Origin of the sequence: Bradyrhizobium sp., from assembly GCF_030697065.1 — a bacterium.
GTDB lineage: Bacteria > Pseudomonadota > Alphaproteobacteria > Rhizobiales > Xanthobacteraceae > Bradyrhizobium.
Map to the genome: position 1 here is coordinate 1 of NZ_JAUYQU010000300.1, position 23,231 is coordinate 23,231.

The following is a 23,231-nucleotide window of genomic DNA, read 5'->3' on the forward strand; positions in this document are numbered from 1 at the left end:
GAGGCCGCGCTCGTTCGATACCTCGGTGACGTCGCGCAGTATTACGATGCAATCCTGATGCAGCCGATCGTATCGGGAATCGAATACCGCGTCTTTCTGCTCGACGACGAGATTCTCTTTACGGCGCGCAAACATCCGCCCTCGATTGTGGGCGATGGCGCCAGCAGCATCCGCGATCTCCTCAGTGCGCATAACCAGGGCCTGCAATCCCGCGGCCTGTCGCCGGTTGCCATCGATCCCGACGCCGCATTCGACGCGGTGCTGCCCGCGGGCGAGCGACGGGAAATTCCCGGGCGGATGAACCTCAGCGCCGGCGGAACGATGGTGCTCGAGGCGCCGCCGTCCGACGCCGCGTTGGCGCTGGCAAGGAAGGCAGCGCGGGCGCTCGGACTGCGCGTCGCCGCCATCGACCTCTTCACCGCTGTCGGCGGCGACGCGGAAGCGATCCAGGTGATCGAGGTCAATTCCAACCCGTCGATCCGCCTGCTCGAGCAATCCCGCCGCGGCGACCTGATCCTGAAAATCTGGCATCACACGTTTTCCGCGATGGGGCTTTTGGGTGTTTGATCTTCCGAAATTCGGCAACGGCGTTTGCCTGGCGCGGATGGCCGAATTGCTCGACGATCTCGCCATCGACCGGGCGCGGCTGACGCGCATCTCGGTGGTCGTCACCGGCTCGAACGGCAAGGGCTCCACCGCGGCGTTCTGCGCCGGAATCGGCCGCGCCTACGGCCTGCGGTCGGGATTGTTCACCTCGCCGCATCTGTATCGTTTCAACGAGCGGGTTCAGGTCGATGGCGCCGAGATCGGCGATGCCGATCTGGCGCGATTGATATCGCGGATCGAAACGGCAATCGCCGGGATATCGAAACGGCGCGGCGAACAGTTCGGCGCCTTCGAGGCCCTGTTCGCGCTGGCATGCCTGCATTTCCAGGAGACGGCATGTGATTTCGCGGTGTTCGAAGCCGGCATCGGCGGACGCTACGACGTGACGCGCCTGGTCGGCGCGCTCACGACCTGCGTCACCTCGGTCGATTACGAACATGTCGCACTGCTCGGCCATTCCCTCGACCTGATTGCCTCCGACAAGAGCGACGCCTGCGCCGCCGGCGGCACCGTCGTCTATGGCGAGAACTGTGCGCACCTGAAGCCGCATCTGATCGAGTATAACCACCATCGTGGGGTGACTTCGCGCTTTGTCCGCGACGACATCGGGGTCGGCGGCGAGGCCGCCACCGCTTCGCGGCAGCAGTTCGACTTCCGGTTCGGGGGCCACGAGCTTCCTGCGCTGGAAATCGGTCTGCCCGGCACATTCCAGCGCAACAATGCGGCCATCGCCGTCGCCCTGTTCCTGCTCTGGCTGCGGCGCATGCGGCCCGGCGCCGATGCCGCCGGCTGCGAAGCCGCCGTGCGCTCGGGCCTTCGCGAGACGCGCTGGCCCGGCCGCCTCGAAACGATCATGCATGACCCGCTCACCGTCGTCGATGTCGGCCATACCCCTGATGGCGTCAGGCAGTCGCTGGCCAGCCTCACGGCGATCCATGGCGCCGGGGACTGGATTCTGGTGGTCGGCGTTTCCGGCGACAAGAGCGCCGACGGGATCGTCGGCGTGCTGGCGCCATGCTTCGACACGGTCATCTGCACCCGCGCGCACCACAAGGGCGCCGACGCGGCGGTGATCGCCAGTGCGGTGCGCAAGGCCAACCCGCAAGCCGATGTTCACATCGCCGCGACGATTGCGGAGGCCGTAACGATGAGCCGGCAACTCGCCGCCTCAAGGAAGCGAAGGATCTATGTGGCGGGCGGACTGTTCCTGGCGATCGAATATGCCGTGGTCGCCCGCGGCGGCCGGGCAGAAGATTTGAGTTTTTTCTGACGCGGGCTTCAGCCTTCGTCATTTGCTCTGGCATCGTACCCAACGCATAATGCGGGCCAAATGTGAGGGAGAAAACGCCATGAACGCAACCGTCAATCGCCAGATCCTGCTGGTCGAAAAGCCCACCGGCAAACTCGGACCCGAGCATTTCAGACTGACGGAGGCCGCCATCCCCCAGCCTGGGGACGGCGAGGTGCTGCTCAAGCTGCGCTACATCTCGCTCGATGCGGCGAACCGGGCGTGGATGCACGGCGCGACCTACCGCGCGGCGGTCGAGGCCAATACGGTGATGGCCGGCGGCGGCATCGCCGAAGTGGTTTCGTCGAAGGACGACAGCCTCAAGCCCGGCGACATCGTGTTCGGCGATACCGGCTGGCAGGACTACGCGGCGGTGCCGGCGAAACACCTGAGCAAGATGCCGAAACTTGAGCCGATGACGCACCTGCTCAGCGTCTACGGCATCGCCGGCCTCACCGCCTATTTCGGGCTGCTCGACATCGGCAAGCCGAAGGCCGGCGAAACCGTGGTGGTCTCGGCCGCGGCCGGGTCGGTCGGCTCGATCGTCGGCCAGATCGCGAAGATCAAGGGATGCCGCGTCGTCGGTATCGCCGGCGGCAAGGACAAATGCGACTGGCTGGTCAAGGAACTCGGCTTCGACGCCGCGGTCGATTACAAGGACGGTGCGGTATTCAAGGCGCTGCGCGCCGCAGCCCCAAAGGGCATCGACGTCTATTTCGACAATGTCGGCGGCGACATTCTCGAAGCCTGCCTGGCGCAGATGAACAATCGCGGCCGCATCGCCTGCTGCGGCGCGATCTCGCAATATGACGGCGTGCCCTCGGCGCACGGGCCGCGCGGCGTGCCCGGCCTGATCGTGGTGAAGCGCCTCGTCATGCAGGGGTTTATCGTGATGGACTTCATGGACCAGCGCGATCAGGCGCTGAAGGACCTGCAGTCCTGGGTCGCATCCGGGAAACTTAAAGTGCAGGAGGACGTCATCGAAGGGCTGGAGAATACACCGCAGGCGCTGATCGGACTGCTGGCCGGCGAAAACCGCGGCAAGCGGATGGTGAAGGTGTAGCGCCCTAATGCGTCACTCCCGGCGCCGGCTGCGGCGCCGGAGCTTCGCTCTTGCGGCCCGCCAGCCAGTTTTCGAAACGCTGCACCACGACGAAGAACGTCGGCACGAACAGCACGGCGAGGCAGGTCGAGGCCAGCATGCCTGAAAACACGGTGATGCCGATCGACTTGCGGGCGCTGGCGCCGGCGCCGGTCGCCAGCACCAGCGGCACCACGCCGAGGATGAAGGCGAACGAGGTCATCAGGATCGGGCGGAATCGCGACCGCGCCGCCGCAATCGCGGATTCCATCAGCGGCTTGCGGTCGCGGACATGCAGCTCCAGCGCCACCTCGACGATGAGGATGGCGTTCTTGGCCGACAGCGCGATCAGCAGGATAATGCCGATCTGGGTGTAGAGGTTGTTTTCGATCCGCAGCGCCGTCAGCACTGCCATCGGGCCGAGCAGCGAGAGCGGCACCGCCAGGATCACCGAGATCGGCGCGTACCAGCTTTCATATTGTCCGGCCAGCACCAGATACACCAGCAGCAAAGCAAGCCCGAACGCCCAGAAGATCTGGCCGCCGACCACCTTCTCCTGGTACGACATCGCGGTCCACTCGAAGCCGGCGCCGGGCGGCAGCGTCCTGGCGGCGATCTCCTCCATCAGCGCCATCGACTGACCGGAGCTGTAGCCGGTGGCCGGCAGGCCGATCACCGTCGCGGACGGATAGAGATTGTACAGGCTGATCAGCGACGGGCCGACCGCCGGCGTGATCCTGGCCACCGTGCCGAGCGGAATCATGTCGCCCTGCGAATTGCGCACCATCAGCTTTTCGATGTCGCGCGGGGTCAGCCGGAACTGCGAATCCGCCTGGGCGTAGACCTGGAAGGTGCGGCCGAACTTGTTGAACTGGTTGACGAAGCTTGAGCCCATGTAGGACGACAGCGTCGAGAAGATCTGGTCGGTGGTGACATGCAGGGTCTGGGTCTTGATCCGGTCCACCTCGACGTCGAACTGCGGCACCATCGATCGGAACGACGAACTGACGCGCTGCAGCGCGCTTTGCGTCTGCGCATTCGCCACGATGGCGCCGGCGATGGCCTGCAGCTTGCCGAAATCGGCATTGCCGTCGCGCAGCTGGACCTGCATGGCAAAGCCGGCGGCGTTGCCGATGCCCTGGATCGGCGGCGGCGGAATCACCAGGATCCGCGCCTCCTGGATTGCCGACATCTTCTCGTTCAGCCCGACGAACAGCGACCGCAGGTCCTGGCCCGGACCCCGCGCGCTCCACTCCTTCAGGATCAGATAAGCCACGCCGGCGTTGGCAAGGCTCGACGAGTTGTCGAGCGCCGAGATGCCGGCGATGCCGATCACCTGGTCGACACCGGGCGTGTTGCCGGCGAGGTCGCTGACCTGCTTGATCACATTCTGGGTGCGGTCGAGGGAGGCGCCGTCGGGCAGTTGCACCGCGACCAGCAGATAGCCCTGGTCCTCGATCGGGATGAAGCCGGTCGGCACCCGCGACAGGCCCCAGCCGGCGATGCCGATCAGGATCAGCGCAGCGATCACCGACGCTCCGCTGTGCGCGACCAGCCGGCCGATCAGTCTCGCATAGCCGCGTTCGACGCGGTCATAGACTGCATTGAAGCCGCGATAGAACCAGTTGCGCTGTTCCGGCGGCACCGGCTGGCGCAGCCACAGCGCGCATTGCGTCGGCTTCAGCGTGGCGGCGTTGATGGCGCTGAGCAGCGCAGTGGCGGCGATCACCAGCGCGAACTGCGCGTACATCTTGCCGGTCAGGCCGGGCAGGAAGGCGGCCGGCAGAAACACCGAGATCAGCACCAGCGTGATGCCGACGATCGGCGCGAACAGCGCATCCATCGCCGCGATCGCGGCGTCATGACCGGACATGCCCTTCTCGATATTGTGGGCGGCGCCCTCGACCACCACGATGGCGTCGTCCACCACGATACCGATCGCAAGCACGATCGCAAACAGCGTCGAGATGTTGACGGTGAAGCCGAGTGCGGCCATCGCCGCGAAGGCGCCGATGATGGTCACCGGCACGGTCGTGGCCGGCACCAGCATCGCGCGCCAGTCCTGCAGGAAGATCAGGATCACGACCAGCACCAGCAGGCCGGCCTCGATCAGGGTCTTGTAGACCTCCTTGATCGATTCCGCGACGAATTTGGTGGTGTCGAACGGCGTGTCGTATTTGACGTCTTTCGGAAATGCCCTGGCCAGCACCGCCATCTTGGCTTCGACCGCCTTCTCGACCTCGAGCGCGTTGGCGCCGGGCGACTGGAACACGCCGATGCCGACCGAAGGCTTGTTGTTGAGCGAGAAGATCTGGCTGTAGGTCTGCGCCCCCAGTTCGACCCGGCCGACGTCGCGCACGCGGGTGACGTCGCCGCTGGTACCGGTCTTGACGATCACGTTCTCGAATTCACTCACGTCGTCGAGCCGGCCGCTGACATTGAGCGTGTACTGGAACGCCTGTCCTGATGGCACCGGCGGCGCGCCGACCTGGCCCGCGGTGACCTGCTGGCTCTGCTGCTGGATCGCCTGGATGACGTCCTGCGGCATCAGCCCGCGCACCTGCAGCTTGTTGGGATCGAGCCAGACCCGCATCGAATACTGGCCGGCGCCGAACACCGTGACGTTGCCGACCCCGGGCAGCCGCGACAATTCATCTCTTATGTTGATGGTGGCATAGTTGGACAGGAACAGGCTTTCATAGGTCGCATCGGGCGAACTCAGCGTCACGAACAGCAGGATCGCCGTCGAGCGCTTCTGCACCGTAACGCCCTGGTTCTGCACCGCCTGCGGCAACTGCGACAGCGCGCTCGACACCCGATTCTGCACCAGCACCTGCGCGAAATTGAGGTCGGTGCCGATCTTGAACGTCACCGTCAGCGAATAGGTGCCGTCGGCGCCGCTGTAGGACTGCATGTAAAGCATGTCCTCGACGCCATTGACCTGCTGCTCGATCGGCAGCGCCACCGTGTCGATCACGGTCCTGGCGCTGGCGCCGGGATAGCGCGTCGTCACCTGCACCGTCGGCGGCACCACGTCTGGATACTGCGCGACCGGGAGGGTGAACAGCGCCACGCCGCCGATCAGGATCATCAGGATCGCGATGACGTTGGAAAGAACCGGCCGCTCGATGAAGAATTTCGAAATCATGGATCGGTCCTATTTGGCCGATGCCGGCGGCGCCTGACTGGCTGGCGGCGCCTGATCGGCTGGCGGCGCCTGGGCTTTCCGTACCTGCGGATCGACCTTCTGGCCGGGGATCGCGCGCAGCAGTCCGGCCGTCACGACACGGTCGTCGGGCTTCAGTCCGCTTTCGATCACGCGAAACTCGCCGTCCAGCGGCCCGGTCACCACCTTGCACTGCTCCACGATGTTCTCGCTGTTCACCACCAGCACGTAGCGTCCGGCCTGATCGCTGCCCAGCGCCACATCGGGGACCAGCAAGGCATTCTGCTGCTCGAGGGGAACGCGGATGCGAACGAAATATCCGGGCAGCAGGACGCGATCGGCATTGGGCAGCACGCCGCGTACCGCCAGCGTTCCGGTCGACTGATTGACCGTCGGCGCGGCATAATCGAGCTTGCCCTTGTGCGGATATCCGCTTTCAGTCTGCAGCCCGACCTCGACCGGCAATTGCTCGAGATCGCTCGCCGTCATGCCGCGGCGCCTGGCCTCGGCGCGGATCCGCAGCACGTCCTGTTCATTGACGTTGAAGTTCACATAGAGCGGGTCGAGCGCCACGATGGTCGCAAGCTGGGTCGGCGACGACGCGCCGACGAGCTGGCCGACCGAGACCAGATGCGCGCTGACGACGCCGTCGAACGGCGCCGTAACATTGGTATAGCCGTAGTTGACCGCCGCAATCCTGGTGTTGACCTGTGCCTGCTGCAGATTGGCCTGGGCGTTGTCGCGCGCGGACGTCGAATTATCCAGCGTCGCCTGCGACACCACCTGTCGCTGCACCAGATCCGACTGGCGCTTGAAGTCGGCTTCGGTCTGTTTCACCGACGCCTGCGTGCCGGCTTCGGCGGCCTGCGCCTGCTCCAGTTTCAGCTTGTAGGTCTCGGGCTCGATCGTGAACAGCGTGGTGCCCGCCTTCACCGGGGTGCCGTCCTTGTACTCGATCGATTGCAGCACGCCCTGCACCCGCGCGACGAGATCGACGCTCTTGATCGGCGCGGTGTTGCCGGTGGCTTCGAGGTAACGGGTAATGACGCGCTGGACCGGCGGCGCGACCTCCACCTTCGGCGGCGGCGGCGGCACGAAAGCATTTTGTTCGCAGGCACTTAAAACGACGAATGCAGCGATGACGAACGTCATGCGATAGGCATTGCCGACCCCTGGCCGCACGCTGCTTTCCGGACCGGTGCATGTTGACGAATGCGTCGGCATTATTGCTGTGCCCCGATTGTTTTTTGTTCTGGAAAAACTTGGTTTGAAGGAAAATTTTCCACACGCATGAATAGCAACAATCCTCTTGCAGTGGAACCCGAAACCGAAAATGATGCCGGCCGATAAAATTCTGCCACCCGTTTTTTGATCACCTCGATTGCAGCGGCGGCTTGCGCGACAACCTAAGGATTAGCTAAAATGATCAATACGTTAAAACACGGGGCGCTGCTCGTAACCGCCATATTCATGGTGGCGACACCAGCATCCTCGCAAGCTCCCACCGACGCCCAGCGCAACGCCATCCGGTCGCAATGCAGCGCCGACTATCAGGCGCATTGCGCCAGCGTCCCGCCGGGCGGCGAAGCTTCGCTGCAGTGCCTGCAGAAGAACATGTCGAGCCTTTCATCCGGCTGCCAGGGCGCGGTGCGCGCGGTCGAACCCGCGGCTGCGCCGAAGGCGGAGACGGCTCCGGCGGCTGCACCCAAAGCTGCCGCCGCTCCCGCAGCTGCTGCCACTGCGAAGCCTGCAACAGCCACCCCGGCAACGGCGCCCAAGGCCGCCGCGAGTCCGGCGAAACAGCCGACCGATGCGCAGGCTGCCGCGATCCGGAGCGCCTGCCGCTCCGACTATCAGAAGGTCTGCGCCGGCGTGCCGACCGGCGGCGCCCCGGCACTGCAATGTCTGGAAAAGAACAAGGCGAAGGTATCGGCGCCCTGCGCGCGAGCTGTCGCCGCGGCGGGCGGCGGCGCCGCGCCCGCTGCGGGCGGCGCTACCGCAAAAGCGAGCCCGGGCGCAGCTCCCGCCGCTGCGCCCGCGCCGGCCCTGGTGCTGCGACCGATGCGGCCGCGCGAAGAGTTGTTCGTCCTGAGGTCGGCATGCAGCGGCGACGTTCGTACGCTGTGCGCCGGCGTGGCACCCGGCGGCGGCCGGATCATGCAATGTCTGGCGACGCAGGCGGGCTCGATTTCGCCGGCATGCAAGGAAGTGCTTGCCCAGTTTGCGGCGAACTGAAGGGGTTGCCGGCCGGTTAGCCAGATCAGGCAAGCCGGCGCTGGTCGGCTACTCGGTCCGAAACGCGAGGATCAGCTGGATCAGCCGGACTGACAGCGCGACATAGAGGAGTGTCATGGCGATCTGGTACGCGAAATGCCAATTCAGCCTTGCCAGTCTGTAGAGACCGTCGATGAAATTCAGCACCAGAAGGAAAATGCCGAACAACTCGACGCCGCGGCCGACCAGGCCGTGACGCAAATAGCCGAACAGCTCGATCGCCGGATCGGCGCTCGAGACATGCGCGCCCGCCGAGACGATCAGCGTGCCGATGATCACCTTTTCGACATGCGAGAATATTTCCTTGGAGGCCTGCTCGACATGCCCGGAATAGAACGCGAGCCACCTGTTTCTGATGTCCGCCATGGGTTCTCCTTCATGGACCGGCGATGTTTCAAAGGCTCAATACAACGGGTCCCCGCCCCGGAAGCAAGCCGGCGGCCTGCCCGACCATCTTCCACGCGCGCCGGAGATGCTCCGGCATAAAAAGGAAACGACCCATGCTGCGCATGATGCTGATGACCGTCGCCCTGCTTCTTTCTTCGCAATCTGCGTTCGCCCAGGAACTGACCGCCGAACAACGCAGCGCCTGCATGGGCGATTATGAAAAGTACTGCAAAGGCGTGACGCCGGGCGGCGGACGGATCATCGCCTGTCTGGCCAAGGAGAGCGACAAGATCACGCCGGCCTGCAAGAAGGTTCTGACCGCTGCCGAGAAAAAATAACCTGCCTCCGGAATCGCAAGCACCTTTCTTGGCCTGCTCTGAGGTTACCTTTGACAGGGAAGGAAAACCAGAAGAGCGCTGGTTGAACCAGGGAGTGAAAACATGCGTTCATCCTTGCTTGCCGCCGCCACTGTGCTGGCCTTTGCCGGAACCTTGACGGCCGCATCGACCGATGCCCAGGCCGCGGTGTGCGCCGACGGCGTGGTGCGGGCCGGCTGTGTCGGCGCCCGCGGCGCCGTGGTCGTTCGCAAGCCGGCCGTGGTGGTACCCAAGCCGGTCGTGGTTTGCCGTACCGTGGTGGTGAACGGCGTCAGGGTACGCCGCTGCACCTGACCGCCACGGCCTGACCGATATTTCCGGTAGCGCCGCCATCCGGCGAGCGGTAGTGTATCCGCCTAATTGTAAGTATACTGTCGATTAGGGAGGAGCTAGCTTGCGTATCGCCGTGATCGGCGGAGGCCCCGGAGGCCTCTATTTCGCCTGTCTCTGGAAGAAGCGTCACCCCGAGGCGCAAATCGACCTGTTCGAGCAGAACCCGGCCGGCGCTACCTGGGGCTTTGGCGTGGTGTTCTCCGAGCAGGCGCTGGAATTCCTGCGTGCCGACGATCCCGACACCGTGGACGCGATCGCGCCGCGGATGGAGAGCTGGAAGAACATCACGCTTCATTTGCGCGGCGAAAGCGTCGAGATCGACGGTGTCGGCTTCTCGTCGATCGGCCGGCTCGAGCTCCTGACCATCCTGCAGGCCCGCGTCCGCGCCGTCGGCATCGAGCCGCGCTACGACACGACCATCCAGTCCGTCGACGAGTTGAAGGGCTACGACCTGATCGTCGCCGCCGACGGCCTGAACTCGCTGGTGCGCCGCAGCTTTGAGAAGGAATTCGGCGCAACCGTATCGCATTCGTCCAACAAGTTCGCATGGTACGGCACCTCGAAACGCTTCGAGACGCTGTCGCAGACGTTCGTGCAAACCGGTCTCGGTGCGTTCAATGCGCACCATTATCGCTATGCGCCCGACATGAGCACGTTCCTGGTCGAATGCGATTCCGCGACCTGGCAGCGCTACGGTTTCGCCGACAAGACCATCGAGCAGTCGCAGGCGATCTGCGAACAGGTGTTCGCTGCGACGCTGGGTGGGCACAAGCTCATTTCGAACAAGTCGGTGTGGCGGAATTTTCCATGGATCTGGAATGAACACTGGTCATTCAAGAACATGGTGCTGATCGGCGACGCACTGCACTCGGCGCATTTCTCGATCGGGTCCGGCACCCGGCTCGCGATCGAGGATGCGATCGCCCTGGTCAAGGCGCTGGAAGCGGAAACGGATGTTACCGCAGCTCTCGAACGCTATCAGAGCGAGCGCAAGCCGATCGTGCAGAAGCTGGTGACGGCGGCGCGGACCAGCGCCGACTGGTACGAGAAATTCCCCGAGCACATGAAACTGGGGGTGATGGATTTCGCCTACCGCTACATCACCCGCTCCGGCCGGATCGACGATGTCAGGCTGCGCGCGATGTCGCCAGCCTTCATGGCGCGTTACGAGGCGTCGAAGCTACATGAGGGCAGCCGATGACACGCGACATCGCCGACCAGGTGCCGTCCGACAGCCCCGGCGCGCGGGAAATCGGTTTTGCGATTCCGCAGACTTACAATGCCAGCCGTGTCCTGTTCGACAACCTCGCAAGGGGTCGCGGCGATCGCCCCGCGCTGATCGGCCCGCTCGGGACGCGCAGCTATGCCGAGCTCTGCACCGAGGCCTGCCGCTGGGGCCACGGTTTCATCTCGCTCGGACTGCAGCGCGGCGACCGCGTGCTGATGTTTCTCGACGATACGCCGGCCTATCCGGCGGCGTTTTTCGGGGCGGTGCGAGCAGGCTTCGTGCCGCTGTTGATCAACACGCTGACGCCACCGGACCTGCTGCAGTTCTATCTCGCGGATTCAGGCGCCGCCGTGGCCGTCACCGATGCCGAGTTCTGTTCCCGGTTCGATGCGCAGGCCTGCAAGGAGACGGCGTTGCGCACGCTGATCGTGGTCAATGGCGCCGCGTCCGATCACGCCGCAGGGCGCACCATCGTCGCCGAAAGCTGGCTGCCGGCGTTTCCGGGCGAGCTTGCGGAAGCCGACACCGGCCGCAACGAGATGGCGTTCTGGATGTATTCGTCGGGCTCGACCGGCCGTCCCAAGGGCATCGTCCATCTGCAGCACGACATGGCCTATAGCGAGGCCGCCTTTGCCCGCAACGTGCTGAAACTCGCACCCGACGACATCTGCTTCTCGGTACCGAAGATCTTCTTCGCCTACGGGTTCGGCAATTCGATCACCTTCCCGTTCGCGGCCGGCGCCACCACGCTGCTGTTGCCGGGCCAGCCGAAGCCTGCGTCGATCTTTGCCGCGATCGAACGTTTTCGGCCCTCGGTCTTCTTCGGCTTGCCCACGCTCTACACCTCGCTGACCAAAGCCGGGGACGCGGCTGCGACTGATTTTTCCTCGCTGCGGATGGCGCTGTCGGCCGCCGAGGTGCTTTCTGCCGAAGTGTTCAACGGCTGGAAGGCGCTGACCGGCCTCGAGATCGTCGAAGGGCTGGGATCGACCGAGGTGCTGCATATCTATCTCTCCAACCGTTCGGAGCAGAAGAAGCTCGGCGCCGCCGGCCTGCGCGTGCCCGGTTATGAAATCGAATTGAAAGACAAGGACGGCCGCCATGTCGGCGACGACGAGGAAGGCATTTTGTGGGTGCGCGGCGATTCCAACACGCCGCTATACTGGAACCGGCCGGACAAATCGGCCGAGACCATCCGCGAGGGCGGCTGGATCTATACTGGCGACCGTTTCGTGCGCGATGCCGACGGCTTCCACTTCTTCCGCGGCCGCGCCGACGACCTGATCAAGATCTCCGGCCAGTGGGTCTACCCGCTCGAAGTCGAACTGTGCCTCGCCGAGCATCCCGCCGTGCGCGAATGCGCGGTGTTCGCGGCGGAGCTGCCGGACCGCCGCATGGCACTGAAGGCGGTGGTGGTGATGAACGACCCCGCGCTCGACGCGGATGCGACGACGAAGCTGCTGCAGGATTTCGTGAAGGCGAAGCTGCTGCCGTACAAATATCCGCGCGAAGTGCGGTTCCTCGACGAACTGCCGAAGACAGGGACGGGGAAGATCGACAGGCAGGCGCTGTTGAAGGTGTAGCGCGCTACTCAGTATACGTCATTGCGAGCGAAGCGAAGCAATCCATTATCTTCTTTGCGCGAAGATGGATTGCTTCGTCGCAAGTGCTCCTCGCAATGACGGATGCCCCTACCCCGTCAGCCCCGTTCCGCCATACAGCCACTCCAGATCGCGAAAGTAATCCTCTGACGTCTTCGCGCCCATGATGGCGTTGCGGAGGCGGGCGTGGTCGCCTGAGGGATGATAGATATGCTCGCCGATGGCGCGGGATTGCAGCTGGATGCGGGCGGTGCGCGCGAAACGCTGCGAGCGGTAGCGCTCCAGCGCGGTGCCGTGGTCGTCGGGATATTGCGCCAGCATGTGCGACAGGCACACCGCGTCCTCCAGCGCCATGCAGGCGCCCTGCGCGAAATATTGCATGGTCGGATGCGCGGCGTCGCCGAGCAACACGACCCGGCCGTCGATCCACTTTTCCTGGGGATCGCGATCGCACAGCACCCAGAGCTTCCAGTCCCTGCCGTGGCGGATGATGTCCCTGGCGCGCGCATGGACATGGGCAAAGCCGCGCATGACCTCTTCATCGGAAACGCTCTGGCCCGCGACCGGCGCGGGCGCGTCGTTGTGATAGGTGACGACGAGGTTGAACACCTTCCAGCCCGACAGCGGATAATGCACGATGTGGCATTTCGGCCCGGCCCACAGCGTCGCCGCGTTCCAGCGCAGATCTTCCGGCATCTCCCCCGTCGGGATCACCGAGCGGTAGGTGGAATGGCCCGACACCCGCGGCGGTCCATCGGCGGCGACCGATTTGCGGATGTTCGACCACAACCCGTCGGCGCCGATCAGCAGCGAACCCGTCTCGCGCTCGCCCGAGGCGAGATGCGCCGTCACCGACGCGCCATCCTGGTCGTAGCCGACCACCTCCGACCTGACGCGCAGCTCGATCAGTTCGTGATCGCGGCAGGCTTTCAGGAACACGCCGTGCAGGTCGCCGCGATGCACGACGCCGTAGGGATTGCCGAACCGCTTGCGGAAGGCATCGCCGAGGTCGACATGGGTGATCTCCTCCGCGGTCAGCGCATCCATCAGCCTCAGCCGGTCGACATAAACCGCCATGGCGCGCGCGGCCTCGCCGACGCCGAGATAGTCGAAGGCGTGGAAGGCGTTGGGACCGAGCTGGATGCCGGCGCCGATCTCGCCGAGCGCCGAGGCCTTCTCCAGCAGGATCGAGCCAATGCCTTTCTGCGCGAGGCCCAATGCGGCGGCGAGGCCGCCGATGCCGCCGCCCGCGATCAGGACGGGCCTGTTGTTCTCCCGCGTCGCCATCAGCTGGTTTTCCCCAGATGTTCCAGCGCGTCCTCGGCGCGCAGCGGCACCCGCGAGGCCTCGTTGTTGAGGTCGACCAGTTGGGTCAGCAACGCCAGCAGCGTCTTGCGGTCAGCCGGCTTCAGCGGCTGCAGCATCCGCGCCTGGGCGCGCTCGACCGACGGGATGATGTCGCGCAGCAGCGCGGCGCCTGACCTGGTCAGATAAAGCAGTTTGGTCCGCTTGTCCCCGGGCGACGGCTTGCGCTCGATATATGCCTTGGCCTCGAGCCGTTCGATCACGCTGCCGAGCGTGGAGCGATCGAACGCGATCACGGCGGACAAGCGCGTCGCATCGATGCCGGGATGGGTGCGGATCGAGACCAGCGAGGCATATTGCACCGGCGTCAGGTCATACGCCTTGCACTCCTCGACGAAGATCGACACCGCGATCTGCTGCATCCGGCGGAACAGATAGCCCGGCGCGGTGTAGACCGCGTCCATCGTGATCGGATCTGATTTACTCGGCATCGGCTTGCTTGTCCGGGGCGGCGGCCGCGAACTCCTTCATGGCCTGCGCCGCCGCTTCCGCCTTCAAGAGGCGCGGATAGGCTGAGACGTCGACGCCGAAGCGGCGCGCGTTGAAAAGCTGCGGCACCAGGCAGAGATCGGCGATGGTCGGGGCTTGCCCGAAGCAGAACGGGCCGGGCTCGTGGGCGATGAGGGCTTCGCAGGCCGCGAGTCCCTCGCGGTTGGCCCAGGCCGCCCAGCCCGTTACCTGCTCCTCGGGCAGCCCGAGTTCGCGCAACCGCGCCAGCACTTTCAGATTCTGCACCGGGTGGGTATCGCAGGCCAGCGCCTGCGCGAAGGCGCGGACCTTGGCGCGGCGCAGCGGATCCTTTGGCAGCAAGGCCGGCTGCGGCCGGGTTTCCTCCAGCCATTCGATGATCGCGAGCGACTGGGTCAGCACCGCGCCGGTGTCGTCCTGCAGCGCCGGCACGAGGCCCTGAGGGTTGAGGGCGAGAAAGGCGGGATCGCGCTGTTCGCCCTTGCGAAGGTGGTGTGACAGGTGTTCGGCGTCCAGCCCCTTCAGATTCAACGCGATTCTGACGCGGTAAGACGCGCTGCTGCGGAAATAGCCGTGCAGCTTCATGACCAGCCTCCCCTGAATTCTTCTTGTCGGTTGCACTGAAACGTTGACGCTATCCATATTGTAAGTATGCTGTCAATCGACGCGACAAGAACCAGTTGAAGAGAGCCACGGGAGGCCGCCATGGAAGCCGTTCAGAAGACGCCGGAACGCGAGGCGTTCTACAGGAAGATCGACGGCGAGAACCTCTCGGCGCTGTGGAACGTGATGGGCGACCTGATCACGCCGGAGCCGAGGAGCGCCTGCCGGCCGCATTTGTGGAAATTCGACGCCATCCGCGACTACATGACCGAAGCCGGCAAGCTGATCACCGCCAGGGAAGCCACGCGGCGGGTGCTGGTGCTGGAAAATCCGGGCCTGCGCGGGCAGTCGAAAGTCACGACCTCGCTGTTTGCCGGCGTGCAGATGGTGATCCCGGGCGACATCGCTCCGGCTCACCGGCACAGCCAGTCGGCCCTGCGTTTCGTGCTGGAGGGCAAGGGTGCTGCGACAGCCGTCGACGGCGAGCGCTCCCTGATGGAGCCCGGCGATTTCGTCATCACCCCGTCGATGACCTGGCACGACCATTCCAACGAGACGTCCGAGCCGATGTACTGGCTCGACGGGCTCGACATCCCGATGGTGCAGTTCTTTGACGCGTCCTTCGCCGAGGACTCCTCGGATGACCAGCAGAAGATCACCCGTCCCCCCGGCGACAGTTTTGGCCGCTACGGCCACAATTTGCTGCCGGTCGACGGCAAGCGCAGCTCGAAAACCTCGCCGATCTTCAACTATCCCTACAGCCACACCCGCGAGGCGCTGGAACAGGCCAAGGCCCGCAACGAATGGGATGCCTGCCACGGCCTGAAACTGAAATTTTCCAATCCGGAGACCGGCGATTTCGCGATGCCGACCATCGGCACGTTCATCCAGCTGCTGCCGAAGGGATTCAAGACCGCGCGCTACCGGTCGACGGATGCCACGGTGTTCGCCGCGATCGAAGGCAAGGGCCGCACCCGGATCGGCGACCAAACGTTCGAGTGGGGTCCGCGCGACCTGTTCGTGGTGCCGAGCTGGCAGTGGGTCACGCATGAAGCCGACGCGGATTCTGTGCTGTTCAGTTTCTCGGACCGGCCGGTGCAGCAGAAGCTGGATCTGTTCCGGGAAGATCGCGGGAATGCGTGAGGCAAGCCCGTCATTCCGGGGCATCGCGCAGCGATGAACCCGGAATCTCGAGATTCCGGGTTCGATGCTTCGCAGCGCCCCGGAATGACGATCTACTTACCGCCAGTGCAGCAGCCGCGTCTCCAGCAGATTGATGAGCTTGCCCACCGCCAGCCCGAACAGCGACAGCATCACGACGCCGGCCAGCAGCTGATCGGTCTGCATTAAGTTACCTGCCTGCAGCACGAAGGCGCCGATGCCGAATTCGGCGCCGATCATTTCGGCGCTCACCACCAGCAACAGCGCGACCGAGGCGGTGATGCGGAAGCCGGCGAGAATCGAGGGCAGCGCGCCCGGCCAGATCACCCGGCGCACGATCGAGGCGAACGGCACCCCGAAACTCTGCGCCATCCGGATCAGATTGCGCGGCACGGCGTCGACGCCGGAATAGACCGATATCGCGGTGGAGAAGAACACCCCGAGCGCGATGGTGGCGATTTTCGGTTCCTCGCCGATCCCGAGCCACAGGATCAACAGCGGCAGCAGCGCGATTTTCGGGATCGGGAACAGCGCCGAGATGAAGGTGATGCCGACGCCGCGCGCGAGGCTCGAGAGCCCGATCGCGAAGCCGACGACCAAGCCGGCCATGGTGCCGAGGATCCAGCCCGCGCCGATCCGTACCACCGACGCCGACACGTGATTCCACAGCGCGCCCGACAGTGCGAGCTTCCAGATCGCCAGCGCGATTGCCGACGGTGGCGGCAGGAACAACGGATTGACCCAGCCGGCGCTGCCGGCCAGCTGCCACAGCCCCAGTACCAGCACCAATGCGATCCAGCCGGAATAGCGGCCGGCCCTCGGCGCAAACCCCGCGCCGCGAAACGCGACCGGCCGCGCTTCGGCTTCCGTATCGGCCGGCGGTGACGCCGCTGGATCGCCGGCGCGGTCAAGCATGCTGGACCTCGCGCTCGGCTTCGGCCGCCTGCTCGCGGATCAGCGACCACAACTCGCTCTGCAGCGCCAGCAGCCGTTCACGGGCATGGATGTTGCCGCGCTCGCTGCGGGTCAGGGGAATGGTAACGACCTCGCGGATGCGGCCGGGCCGCCGCGACAGCACCACGATGCGGTCCGCGATCCGTACCGCTTCTTCGAGATTGTGCGTGACGTAGACCGCGCCCATCGATCCGTCGGCGAGCAATCCGACAAAATCCTCCATCAGCAGTTCGCGGGTCTGCGAATCCAGCGCCGACAGCGGCTCGTCCATCAGCAGGATCGCCGGCCGAACCGCCAGCGCCCGCGCAATGCCGACGCGCTGCCGCATGCCGCCCGAGAGTTGCCTGGGATACGCCGCGCGGAAATCCGACAGGCTGGTACGGCGCAGCGCGTCATCCACCACGGCACGGCGTTCGCATGGTGTCAGCGCACAGTGCAGCAGCGGAAATTCGACGTTCTCCGCGACCGTGCACCACGGCAGCAGCGCAAAATCCTGGAACACGAAGGTCAGCGGGTTGCGGCTGTCCGGCGCCGGCGCGCCGCGCGACTCCGCCCTCCCCGCGCTCGGCTGCAAAAGCCCGCCCAGAATCGACAGCAGCGTACTCTTGCCGCAGCCGGAAGGGCCGACGATCGCCACCACTTCGCCCGAGCGCACCGTGAACGAGACGTCGTCGAGCACCTCGAGCGCGCCGAAGCGGTGGCTGATATGGTCGGCGATCAGGTCCATCTGGGATACCAATTACACTCCGTCATTCCGGGGCACGCGCCAGCGTGAACCCGGAATCTCGAGATTCCGGGTCTGGTGCTGACGCACCATCCCGGAATGACGGATACGACTGGCATCATGATCAATCCGCCTTGACGAATTCCTTTGCCAGGATCGCATCGACGCCGAATCCCTTGTCGACGAACCCATGCTCCTGCATCCATGCGATCTGGTTGGCGACGTTGCTGACGTCGAGTTTGCCGTCGGGATCGATATAGGCGCAGTTGCCGACCACCTGCTCGACCGGCAGGTTGGTGTATCTGGCGATGATTTCGAGCAGCGGCCTGGTCCTGTCGTTGATATCAGCCTTGCCGTCCTTGACCGAAGCCAGGATTACATCGTGATAGTCGCGGTCGGCGCGGGCCAGTGCCGTCGAGAGCCTGGTGACCAACGTCTTGTTGCCGAGCGCCTTCGGCGAAGCGAATACGGCGCCGAGCTGCCATGGCGTCTCGTCGCCGACCCAGCCCAGCAATTTGGCGCCGCCATCGTCGATCAGCTTGCGCGCGGTCGAGACCGGCAGCAGCGCGGCGTCGACGGTCTCGCCCTTGAGCGCGGCGGCCGCATTCGACAGCGACTGCATCGGCAGCACCCTGATTTCGGCGAGCTTGAAACCGTATTTGTCGGCCAATAGCCCCAGCGAATAGTGGAAGCTGGAACCGGTCTGCGTTACCGCGATGCGCTTGCCCGCGAGATCCTTCGGCGTCTTCAGGCCACTCGCATGGGCGTTGTTGCTGGCGAAATAGCCGATCAGGGGATAGCCGGCCTTCTCGCGGCTCATGCCGCCGATCACCTTCAGCGCGCCCTTGCCGGCGAGATTATAAAGCCCGGCGGTAAAGGCCGTGACACCGAAATCGACATCGCCCGAAGCGGTCGCCACCGCGATCGGCTGCGCCGCATCGAAGAATTTCAGCTCGATCTCGAGCCCGGCCTGTTTGAAATAACCCTTGTCCTGGGCAATGAATACCGGCGCCGACGACGACAGCCGGAGCACGCCGACCCGGGCTTTCAACGGCTCGTCGGCTTGCGCGATTCCGGCCGCCGCCCAAGCCATCAGGGCCGCCGATGCGAACCGCACAAATCCGATCATTCCGTGTCCTCCGACTGTCTCATTCCAGAGTCCCCGCTCTTTGCGCACGAGTTGCTGCGGAATGGCGGGCGATCATGCCCCGGGTGGTGGAAATTAGCCATCACGTCAAGGGCCACCTCATGGGTTGCGCGATGACACCCGCCTGTGGAAACTGGCGTCCACACGATCGATTCCTCCAGCAGGACGTCCTCTCATGCGCATCTGTATCTTCGGCGCGGGCGCCGTCGGCAGCCATTTTGCGGTGCGGCTGGCGCTGGCAGGTCATGAGGTTTCCTGCGTGATGCGCGGACCGCATCTGGACGCGGTCAAGACCAAGGACCTGACGCTTCGGATCGCGGGCGCCGGGTTCACGGCACACGTCAAGGCGTCCGATGACCCGGCGGAGCTGGGGCCGCAGGATGTCGTGATCTCGACGCTGAAGGCGAACTCGCTCGGCAGCCTGGTCAGGGGCCTGCCGCCGCTGCTGCGCGACCACACCGCCGTGGTGTTTGCGCAAAACGGCATTCCCTGGTGGTACGATATCGGGATTGTCTCGGACACGCCGCCGCCCGACCTCGGCTTTCTCGATCCCGGCGGCGCGTTGCGATCGATGGTTCCCCGCGAGCGGATCATCGGCGGCGTGGTTTTTTCGTCGAACGAGGTGACGGCTCCCGGGATCGTCGCCAACCTTTCGCCCGACCGAAACATGCTGCTGGTCGGTGAATGCGACGATCACGGCAGCGCGCGGATCGAGCGGCTGCGCGCCGATCTCAACGCGGCCTCGATCCAGTCGCCGCCGGTAGACAGCATTCGGGAGACGATCTGGACCAAGCTCCTGACCAACATGTCGATGTCGGTGCTGTGCCTGTTGACCGGGCAGACCGCGCGGGGCGTGCGGGACGAGCCGGACCTGCAGGACATCATCCCGCGTCTGCTCGACGAGGCCAACGCCGTCGCGCAAAGCTGTTTTCCGGGCGTCAAGCGCCTCACCCGCTCCGGTCCGGCGCCCGACCACAAGCCGTCGATCCTTCAGGACTACGAACTCGGCCGCGCCATGGAGATCGATGCGCTGGTGCGCGCCCCGGCCGCGTTCGCGCGCGCTGCGGGCTTGTCAACGCCGATGCTCGACTTCATGGCGGCGCTCGCGATACGGATGGCGCGGACGAAAGGGCTCTATGGCGGATGAGCGGGCAAGTCAGAGTCATTGAAAAACGGGAAGCGAACATGAACGTCAAAGACAAGGTCTGCGTCGTCACCGGAGCCGCCAGCGGCATCGGCGAGGCGGTTGCGCGCGCTTACGCGGCGGCCGGCGCGCGCGGGGTAGTGGTCGCCGATCTCAGGACATCGCGCGACCGGCTGGCAAAGGTCGCCGGCGAGATCGACGGCATCGCCGTGACCTGCGACGTCGGACAGGAAGAGGACATCAAGGCGCTGATCGCGGCGGCCGGGGACAAATTCGGGCCGGTCGACGTGTTCTTCTCCAATGCCGGGCTGTCGCGCAAGGGCCAGGAAAGCGCCGATGACGCCGACTGGGACGTCAGCTGGCGGGTCCATGTCATGAGCCACGTGTTCGCGGCGCGCGCGCTGGTGCCGGGCATGCTGGCGCGCGGCTCCGGCTATCTGCTCAACACCGCCTCAGCCGCGGGCCTGCTGGCGTCGCTGAACTCGATGCCTTACGGCGTCACCAAACATGCCGCGGTGGCGCTGGCCGAGCACCTTGCCATTCAGTATGGCGACCGCGGCATCCGGGTCTCCGTGCTGTGTCCGCAGTCGGTACAGACCGGGATGACGACGCCCGGCCCCAGTGCGGCGCGGGTCGACGGCGTGCTGCAGGCACCGGAGGTGGCGCGCATGGTGCTGGAGGCGATGGAAGCCGAACGCTTCCTGATCCTGTCGCACCCGCAGGTGCATGATTACATGCAGCGCAAGGCGGCCAACACCGAGCGCTGGCTGACCGGAATGCGGCGGCTGCGCGACCGGATTTACGGGGGCTAGTGATCTGTCATTCCGGGGCGATGCGAAGCATCGAACCCGGAATCTCGAGATTCCGGATATGGTCCTTCGGACCATTCCGGAATGACGGCGCTACTTCGGCGCGAAGGGCTTGAGCAAGCCTGAATATTCCTTCGCCGCCGGCGAGGCATAGCAGCCGCGCCGCGATGTCGTGAGTTTCAGGCCGATCAGGGCCTCGGCCTGCTTGACCGCCGCCGCGACGCCGTCGATCACGGGAACGTCGAATTTCCGCGACAGCGCGGCCGCGAGATCAGCCATCCCGGCGCAACCGAGCACGATCGCCTCCGCGCCCTGCTCCAGCGCCAGCGCGATTTCGGCCTCGAGCCTGGCCGCCGCGCCCGAGCCCGGCCTGTCGAGATCGAGCACCGCGACATTGCAGGCGCTCACGCGCGCGCGCTCGGCAAAGCCGTAGCGCCGCACCAGTTCTTCCAGCGGCACGATCGAGCGCGGCAGCGTGGTGACGACGGCGATGCGTTTGGCCAGTTGCCCCGCGGTGACGAGCGCCGCCTCGCAGATCCCGACCACCGGGAAATGCACGGCCGACCGCGCGGCGTCCAGGCCGGTATCGTCGAAGCAGGCGATGATCGCGGCATCGGCGTCGGGGGCATTCATCAGCGCCTGAATCAGGCCGGGCACCGCAAAGGCTTCGTCATAAAAGCCCTCGATCGAGGCCGGCCCCATCGCCGACGTCACGGCCACGATCTCGGTGCCGGACGCGGCGACGTCGCGCGCCGCGGCGCCGATGGTTTCGGTCATCGAGGCTGTTGTATTCGGATTGACGATCAGGATTTTTGGCATGTGCTCCAGCCCAACAAAAAAACATCGTAACCCGGATGATACGCAGCGCAATCCGGGGTAAGGTCGAATCGGCGAGGACGGTCGACCTTGAAGCGCTTCTCATACACCATGCTCGGTCTCTTTCTCGGCGCGGCTCCCGCGCCGGCGGTGGAGCAATGCCGGTTCATCCAGGCGAAGCCCGAACGCGAGGCCTGCTATCAGCGCCAGGAGAAAGAACTCGCCGCCAGACGCAAGCCCGAGCCCACCGCCGATACCAGGGCGATGGAATCGATGCGGCAAATGCGGCAGGAGGATGAGATCGTTTACAGGAGCCTGCGCGGCATCTGCCGGGGCTGCTGAGCGGCGCTATTTCCCGACCCCGCCCCAGTTGCCCGCGCGTTTCTCCGCGAACGAGGCCAGCCCTTCCGATGCTTCCGCGGTGCGGCGACGCGCCGAGTGCATCCGGACCAGCCGCGCGTAGGCCTCGTCGTCGACACGCATGCCCCCGAACGAGCTTTCCAGCGCCAGCGCCTTGGTTTCGGCCATGGCCTGCGGGCCGTTGGCCAGCAACTGCTCCACGACTTTCGCGCCGGCACTTTCCAGATCGGCGAGCGGCACCACTTCGTGCACGAGACCGATGCGGCGCGCGTCGTCGGCGCCGAAGCGCTCGCCGGTCAGAGCATAGCGGCGGACCTGGCGGACGCCGATGGCATCGCACAATTGCGGAATGATGATCGCGGCGGTCAGGCCCCAGCGCACTTCGGTGATCGAGAACAGCGCATTGTCGGCGGCGATCACCACATCGCAGGCCGATATCACGCCGGTGCCGCCGCCGAAACAGCCGCCCTGCACCAGCGCCACGGTCGGGATCGGCAACAGGTTCAGCCGCTGCACGGCCTCGAACGTGGCCTGCGACACCGCATCGTTCTCTGCAGCCGATTTCGGCCGCACGCCGTTGATCCATTTCAGGTCGGCGCCAGCCTGAAAATGCTTGCCATTACCCTTCAGCACCACGACGCGCAGCGAAGGCTGCCTGCCGAGTTCGTCCATCGCCGCCAGCACGCCGTTGATCAGGCCGGCATCATAGGCGTTGTTGACCTCCGGGCGATTCAACGTGACGGTGGCGACGCCGCGCTCGTCGAGATCCCACAGGACCGGGTTGGCAGGCATGGACGCTTCCCTTCAATGGATGTTTGCGATCGTTGTGACGGGCAGTATGTCGGGATCGCCGGCAGCGCCAGATCATTTCGCCCGGATGCCCGCGATATTGCCGAGCGAGCCCGCGATGAATTCGTGCACGCCGATATCCGGAAAGCCGCAGCCCTGAAATAGCCGTCACGCTGGCCATGACGCGGGCGGCCCCTTTACTCCGCGGCGTCGAGGATGGTCTTGCCGAGCGTGTTGTCGACCACCACCGGCGTCTCGAAATAGCTGATCTCGGGCGCGGCGCCGTAGCGGTCGGCGATCATCTGGCGCCATTGCGCATTATAGACGCGCTCGGCGGCCTCGCGGCTTTCCCACAGATAGCAGCCGCCGCCGGTCCGGCTTTCGGCATCGAACAGATAGTATTTCCTGATCAGGCCGGGGAGGCCCTGGTATTTCGGCGCCGAGCCCTGGAACAGCTCGGCGGCCTTGGAGGCATCGACATCTGCGGGCAGCTTGAACCGGACGAGGGCGGTGATCATCGGGGGATCCTCCATGGTACCTGGCGGAATTC

Annotated in this window: 23 protein-coding genes and 1 pseudogene; 12 read left to right on the forward strand and 12 right to left on the reverse strand. The window is 65.1% G+C overall.

Going from position 1 to position 23,231, the window contains the following annotated elements:
* The 3 genes and pseudogenes from Q8R73_RS23790 to Q8R73_RS23800 form a co-directional block, all read left to right on the forward strand.
* Window positions 1–567, forward strand: a pseudogene (locus Q8R73_RS23790) (hypothetical protein); the annotation flags it as partial.
* Complete coding sequence (locus Q8R73_RS23795) at window positions 560–1,876, forward strand: folylpolyglutamate synthase/dihydrofolate synthase family protein (RefSeq protein ID WP_305721991.1); 1,317 nt, start codon at window positions 560–562, stop codon at window positions 1,874–1,876. The pseudogene Q8R73_RS23790 and the gene Q8R73_RS23795, both read left to right, overlap by 8 nt.
* A 79-nt stretch (window positions 1,877–1,955) precedes the next feature.
* A complete protein-coding gene (locus Q8R73_RS23800) occupies window positions 1,956–2,957 on the forward strand; it encodes an NADP-dependent oxidoreductase (protein ID WP_305721992.1) in 1,002 nt (333 codons plus the stop codon).
* Between the two features lie 4 nt (window positions 2,958–2,961).
* Here the strand turns inward: Q8R73_RS23800 and Q8R73_RS23805 are convergent, their stop codons facing one another.
* Window positions 2,962–6,123 (reverse strand): efflux RND transporter permease subunit, encoded by a 3,162-nt coding sequence (locus Q8R73_RS23805; RefSeq protein WP_305721993.1) that lies wholly within the window; start codon window positions 6,121–6,123, stop codon window positions 2,962–2,964.
* Between the two features lie 9 nt (window positions 6,124–6,132).
* A complete protein-coding gene (locus tag Q8R73_RS23810; RefSeq protein WP_305722030.1) occupies window positions 6,133–7,293 on the reverse strand; it encodes an efflux RND transporter periplasmic adaptor subunit in 1,161 nt (386 codons plus the stop codon).
* A gap of 270 nt (window positions 7,294–7,563) precedes the next feature.
* Here Q8R73_RS23810 and Q8R73_RS23815 point away from each other — a divergent pair, with 270 nt between their 5' ends.
* Window positions 7,564–8,376 (forward strand): cysteine rich repeat-containing protein, encoded by an 813-nt coding sequence (locus Q8R73_RS23815; RefSeq protein ID WP_305721994.1) that lies wholly within the window; start codon window positions 7,564–7,566, stop codon window positions 8,374–8,376.
* A gap of 48 nt (window positions 8,377–8,424) precedes the next feature.
* Here the strand turns inward: Q8R73_RS23815 and Q8R73_RS23820 are convergent, their stop codons facing one another.
* Complete coding sequence (locus tag Q8R73_RS23820; RefSeq protein WP_305721995.1) at window positions 8,425–8,781, reverse strand: hypothetical protein; 357 nt, start codon at window positions 8,779–8,781, stop codon at window positions 8,425–8,427.
* 134 nt (window positions 8,782–8,915) lie between these two features.
* Between Q8R73_RS23820 and Q8R73_RS23825 the strand changes: the two genes are divergently transcribed.
* From Q8R73_RS23825 to Q8R73_RS23840, 4 genes are all read left to right on the forward strand, one after another.
* Window positions 8,916–9,140, forward strand: coding sequence for a hypothetical protein (locus Q8R73_RS23825; protein WP_305721996.1), 225 nt, complete (start codon window positions 8,916–8,918; stop codon window positions 9,138–9,140).
* A gap of 102 nt (window positions 9,141–9,242) precedes the next feature.
* The gene (locus Q8R73_RS23830) at window positions 9,243–9,473 is read left to right on the forward strand and encodes a hypothetical protein (protein ID WP_305721997.1); all 231 of its coding nucleotides are present in this window, start codon (window positions 9,243–9,245) and stop codon (window positions 9,471–9,473) included.
* 100 nt (window positions 9,474–9,573) lie between these two features.
* Window positions 9,574–10,713, forward strand: coding sequence for an FAD-dependent monooxygenase (locus Q8R73_RS23835; protein ID WP_305721998.1), 1,140 nt, complete (start codon window positions 9,574–9,576; stop codon window positions 10,711–10,713).
* Entirely contained in the window at window positions 10,710–12,323 is a 1,614-nt protein-coding gene (locus tag Q8R73_RS23840; protein ID WP_305721999.1) for a benzoate-CoA ligase family protein, read from the forward strand. The genes Q8R73_RS23835 and Q8R73_RS23840 overlap by 4 nt, the downstream gene beginning before the upstream one ends.
* Before the next feature lie 108 nt (window positions 12,324–12,431).
* Here the strand turns inward: Q8R73_RS23840 and Q8R73_RS23845 are convergent, their stop codons facing one another.
* The 3 genes from Q8R73_RS23845 to maiA are packed head-to-tail and all read right to left on the reverse strand — an operon-like array spanning window position 12,432 to window position 14,759.
* The gene (locus tag Q8R73_RS23845; protein WP_305722000.1) at window positions 12,432–13,628 is read right to left on the reverse strand and encodes a 3-hydroxybenzoate 6-monooxygenase; all 1,197 of its coding nucleotides are present in this window, start codon (window positions 13,626–13,628) and stop codon (window positions 12,432–12,434) included.
* Window positions 13,628–14,137, reverse strand: coding sequence for a MarR family winged helix-turn-helix transcriptional regulator (locus Q8R73_RS23850; RefSeq protein WP_305722001.1), 510 nt, complete (start codon window positions 14,135–14,137; stop codon window positions 13,628–13,630). The genes Q8R73_RS23845 and Q8R73_RS23850 overlap by 1 nt, the downstream gene beginning before the upstream one ends.
* Window positions 14,127–14,759 carry a maleylacetoacetate isomerase gene (gene maiA, locus Q8R73_RS23855; RefSeq protein ID WP_305722002.1) on the reverse strand — a complete coding sequence of 211 codons (633 nt, stop codon included), beginning with the start codon at window positions 14,757–14,759 and terminating at the stop codon, window positions 14,127–14,129. The genes Q8R73_RS23850 and maiA overlap by 11 nt, the downstream gene beginning before the upstream one ends.
* Before the next feature lie 120 nt (window positions 14,760–14,879).
* Between maiA and gtdA the strand changes: the two genes are divergently transcribed.
* Complete coding sequence (gtdA, locus tag Q8R73_RS23860) at window positions 14,880–15,920, forward strand: gentisate 1,2-dioxygenase (protein WP_305722003.1); 1,041 nt, start codon at window positions 14,880–14,882, stop codon at window positions 15,918–15,920.
* A 96-nt stretch (window positions 15,921–16,016) separates the two neighbouring features.
* Here the strand turns inward: gtdA and Q8R73_RS23865 are convergent, their stop codons facing one another.
* The 3 genes from Q8R73_RS23865 to Q8R73_RS23875 all read right to left on the reverse strand — a co-directional run bounded on the left by Q8R73_RS23865 (window position 16,017) and on the right by Q8R73_RS23875 (window position 18,745).
* On the reverse strand, window positions 16,017–16,853 hold the full coding sequence (locus tag Q8R73_RS23865; protein WP_305722004.1) for an ABC transporter permease: 837 nt from the start codon (window positions 16,851–16,853) through the stop codon (window positions 16,017–16,019).
* Window positions 16,846–17,619 (reverse strand): ABC transporter ATP-binding protein, encoded by a 774-nt coding sequence (locus tag Q8R73_RS23870; protein WP_305722031.1) that lies wholly within the window; start codon window positions 17,617–17,619, stop codon window positions 16,846–16,848. Before Q8R73_RS23870 ends, Q8R73_RS23865 begins: the two co-directional genes overlap by 8 nt.
* A gap of 121 nt (window positions 17,620–17,740) precedes the next feature.
* Window positions 17,741–18,745, reverse strand: coding sequence for an ABC transporter substrate-binding protein (locus Q8R73_RS23875; RefSeq protein ID WP_305722005.1), 1,005 nt, complete (start codon window positions 18,743–18,745; stop codon window positions 17,741–17,743).
* A gap of 193 nt (window positions 18,746–18,938) precedes the next feature.
* On the opposite strand from Q8R73_RS23875, the gene Q8R73_RS23880 reads away from it, so the two are divergent.
* Both Q8R73_RS23880 and Q8R73_RS23885 read left to right on the forward strand, forming a co-directional pair.
* The gene (locus Q8R73_RS23880) at window positions 18,939–19,910 is read left to right on the forward strand and encodes a 2-dehydropantoate 2-reductase (protein ID WP_305722006.1); all 972 of its coding nucleotides are present in this window, start codon (window positions 18,939–18,941) and stop codon (window positions 19,908–19,910) included.
* A gap of 38 nt (window positions 19,911–19,948) precedes the next feature.
* On the forward strand, window positions 19,949–20,719 hold the full coding sequence (locus tag Q8R73_RS23885) for an SDR family oxidoreductase (protein ID WP_305722007.1): 771 nt from the start codon (window positions 19,949–19,951) through the stop codon (window positions 20,717–20,719).
* Between the two features lie 90 nt (window positions 20,720–20,809).
* Here the strand turns inward: Q8R73_RS23885 and Q8R73_RS23890 are convergent, their stop codons facing one another.
* Entirely contained in the window at window positions 20,810–21,535 is a 726-nt protein-coding gene (locus Q8R73_RS23890; RefSeq protein ID WP_305722008.1) for an aspartate/glutamate racemase family protein, read from the reverse strand.
* A gap of 87 nt (window positions 21,536–21,622) precedes the next feature.
* On the opposite strand from Q8R73_RS23890, the gene Q8R73_RS23895 reads away from it, so the two are divergent.
* Window positions 21,623–21,874 (forward strand): hypothetical protein, encoded by a 252-nt coding sequence (locus tag Q8R73_RS23895; RefSeq protein ID WP_305722009.1) that lies wholly within the window; start codon window positions 21,623–21,625, stop codon window positions 21,872–21,874.
* 6 nt (window positions 21,875–21,880) lie between these two features.
* Here the strand turns inward: Q8R73_RS23895 and Q8R73_RS23900 are convergent, their stop codons facing one another.
* Window positions 21,881–22,684, reverse strand: coding sequence for an enoyl-CoA hydratase-related protein (locus Q8R73_RS23900; RefSeq protein ID WP_305722010.1), 804 nt, complete (start codon window positions 22,682–22,684; stop codon window positions 21,881–21,883).
* Window positions 22,685–22,878: 194 nt separating this feature from the next.
* Window positions 22,879–23,199 (reverse strand): YdhR family protein, encoded by a 321-nt coding sequence (locus tag Q8R73_RS23905; protein ID WP_305722011.1) that lies wholly within the window; start codon window positions 23,197–23,199, stop codon window positions 22,879–22,881.
* Between the last annotated feature and the right edge of the window lie 32 nt (window positions 23,200–23,231).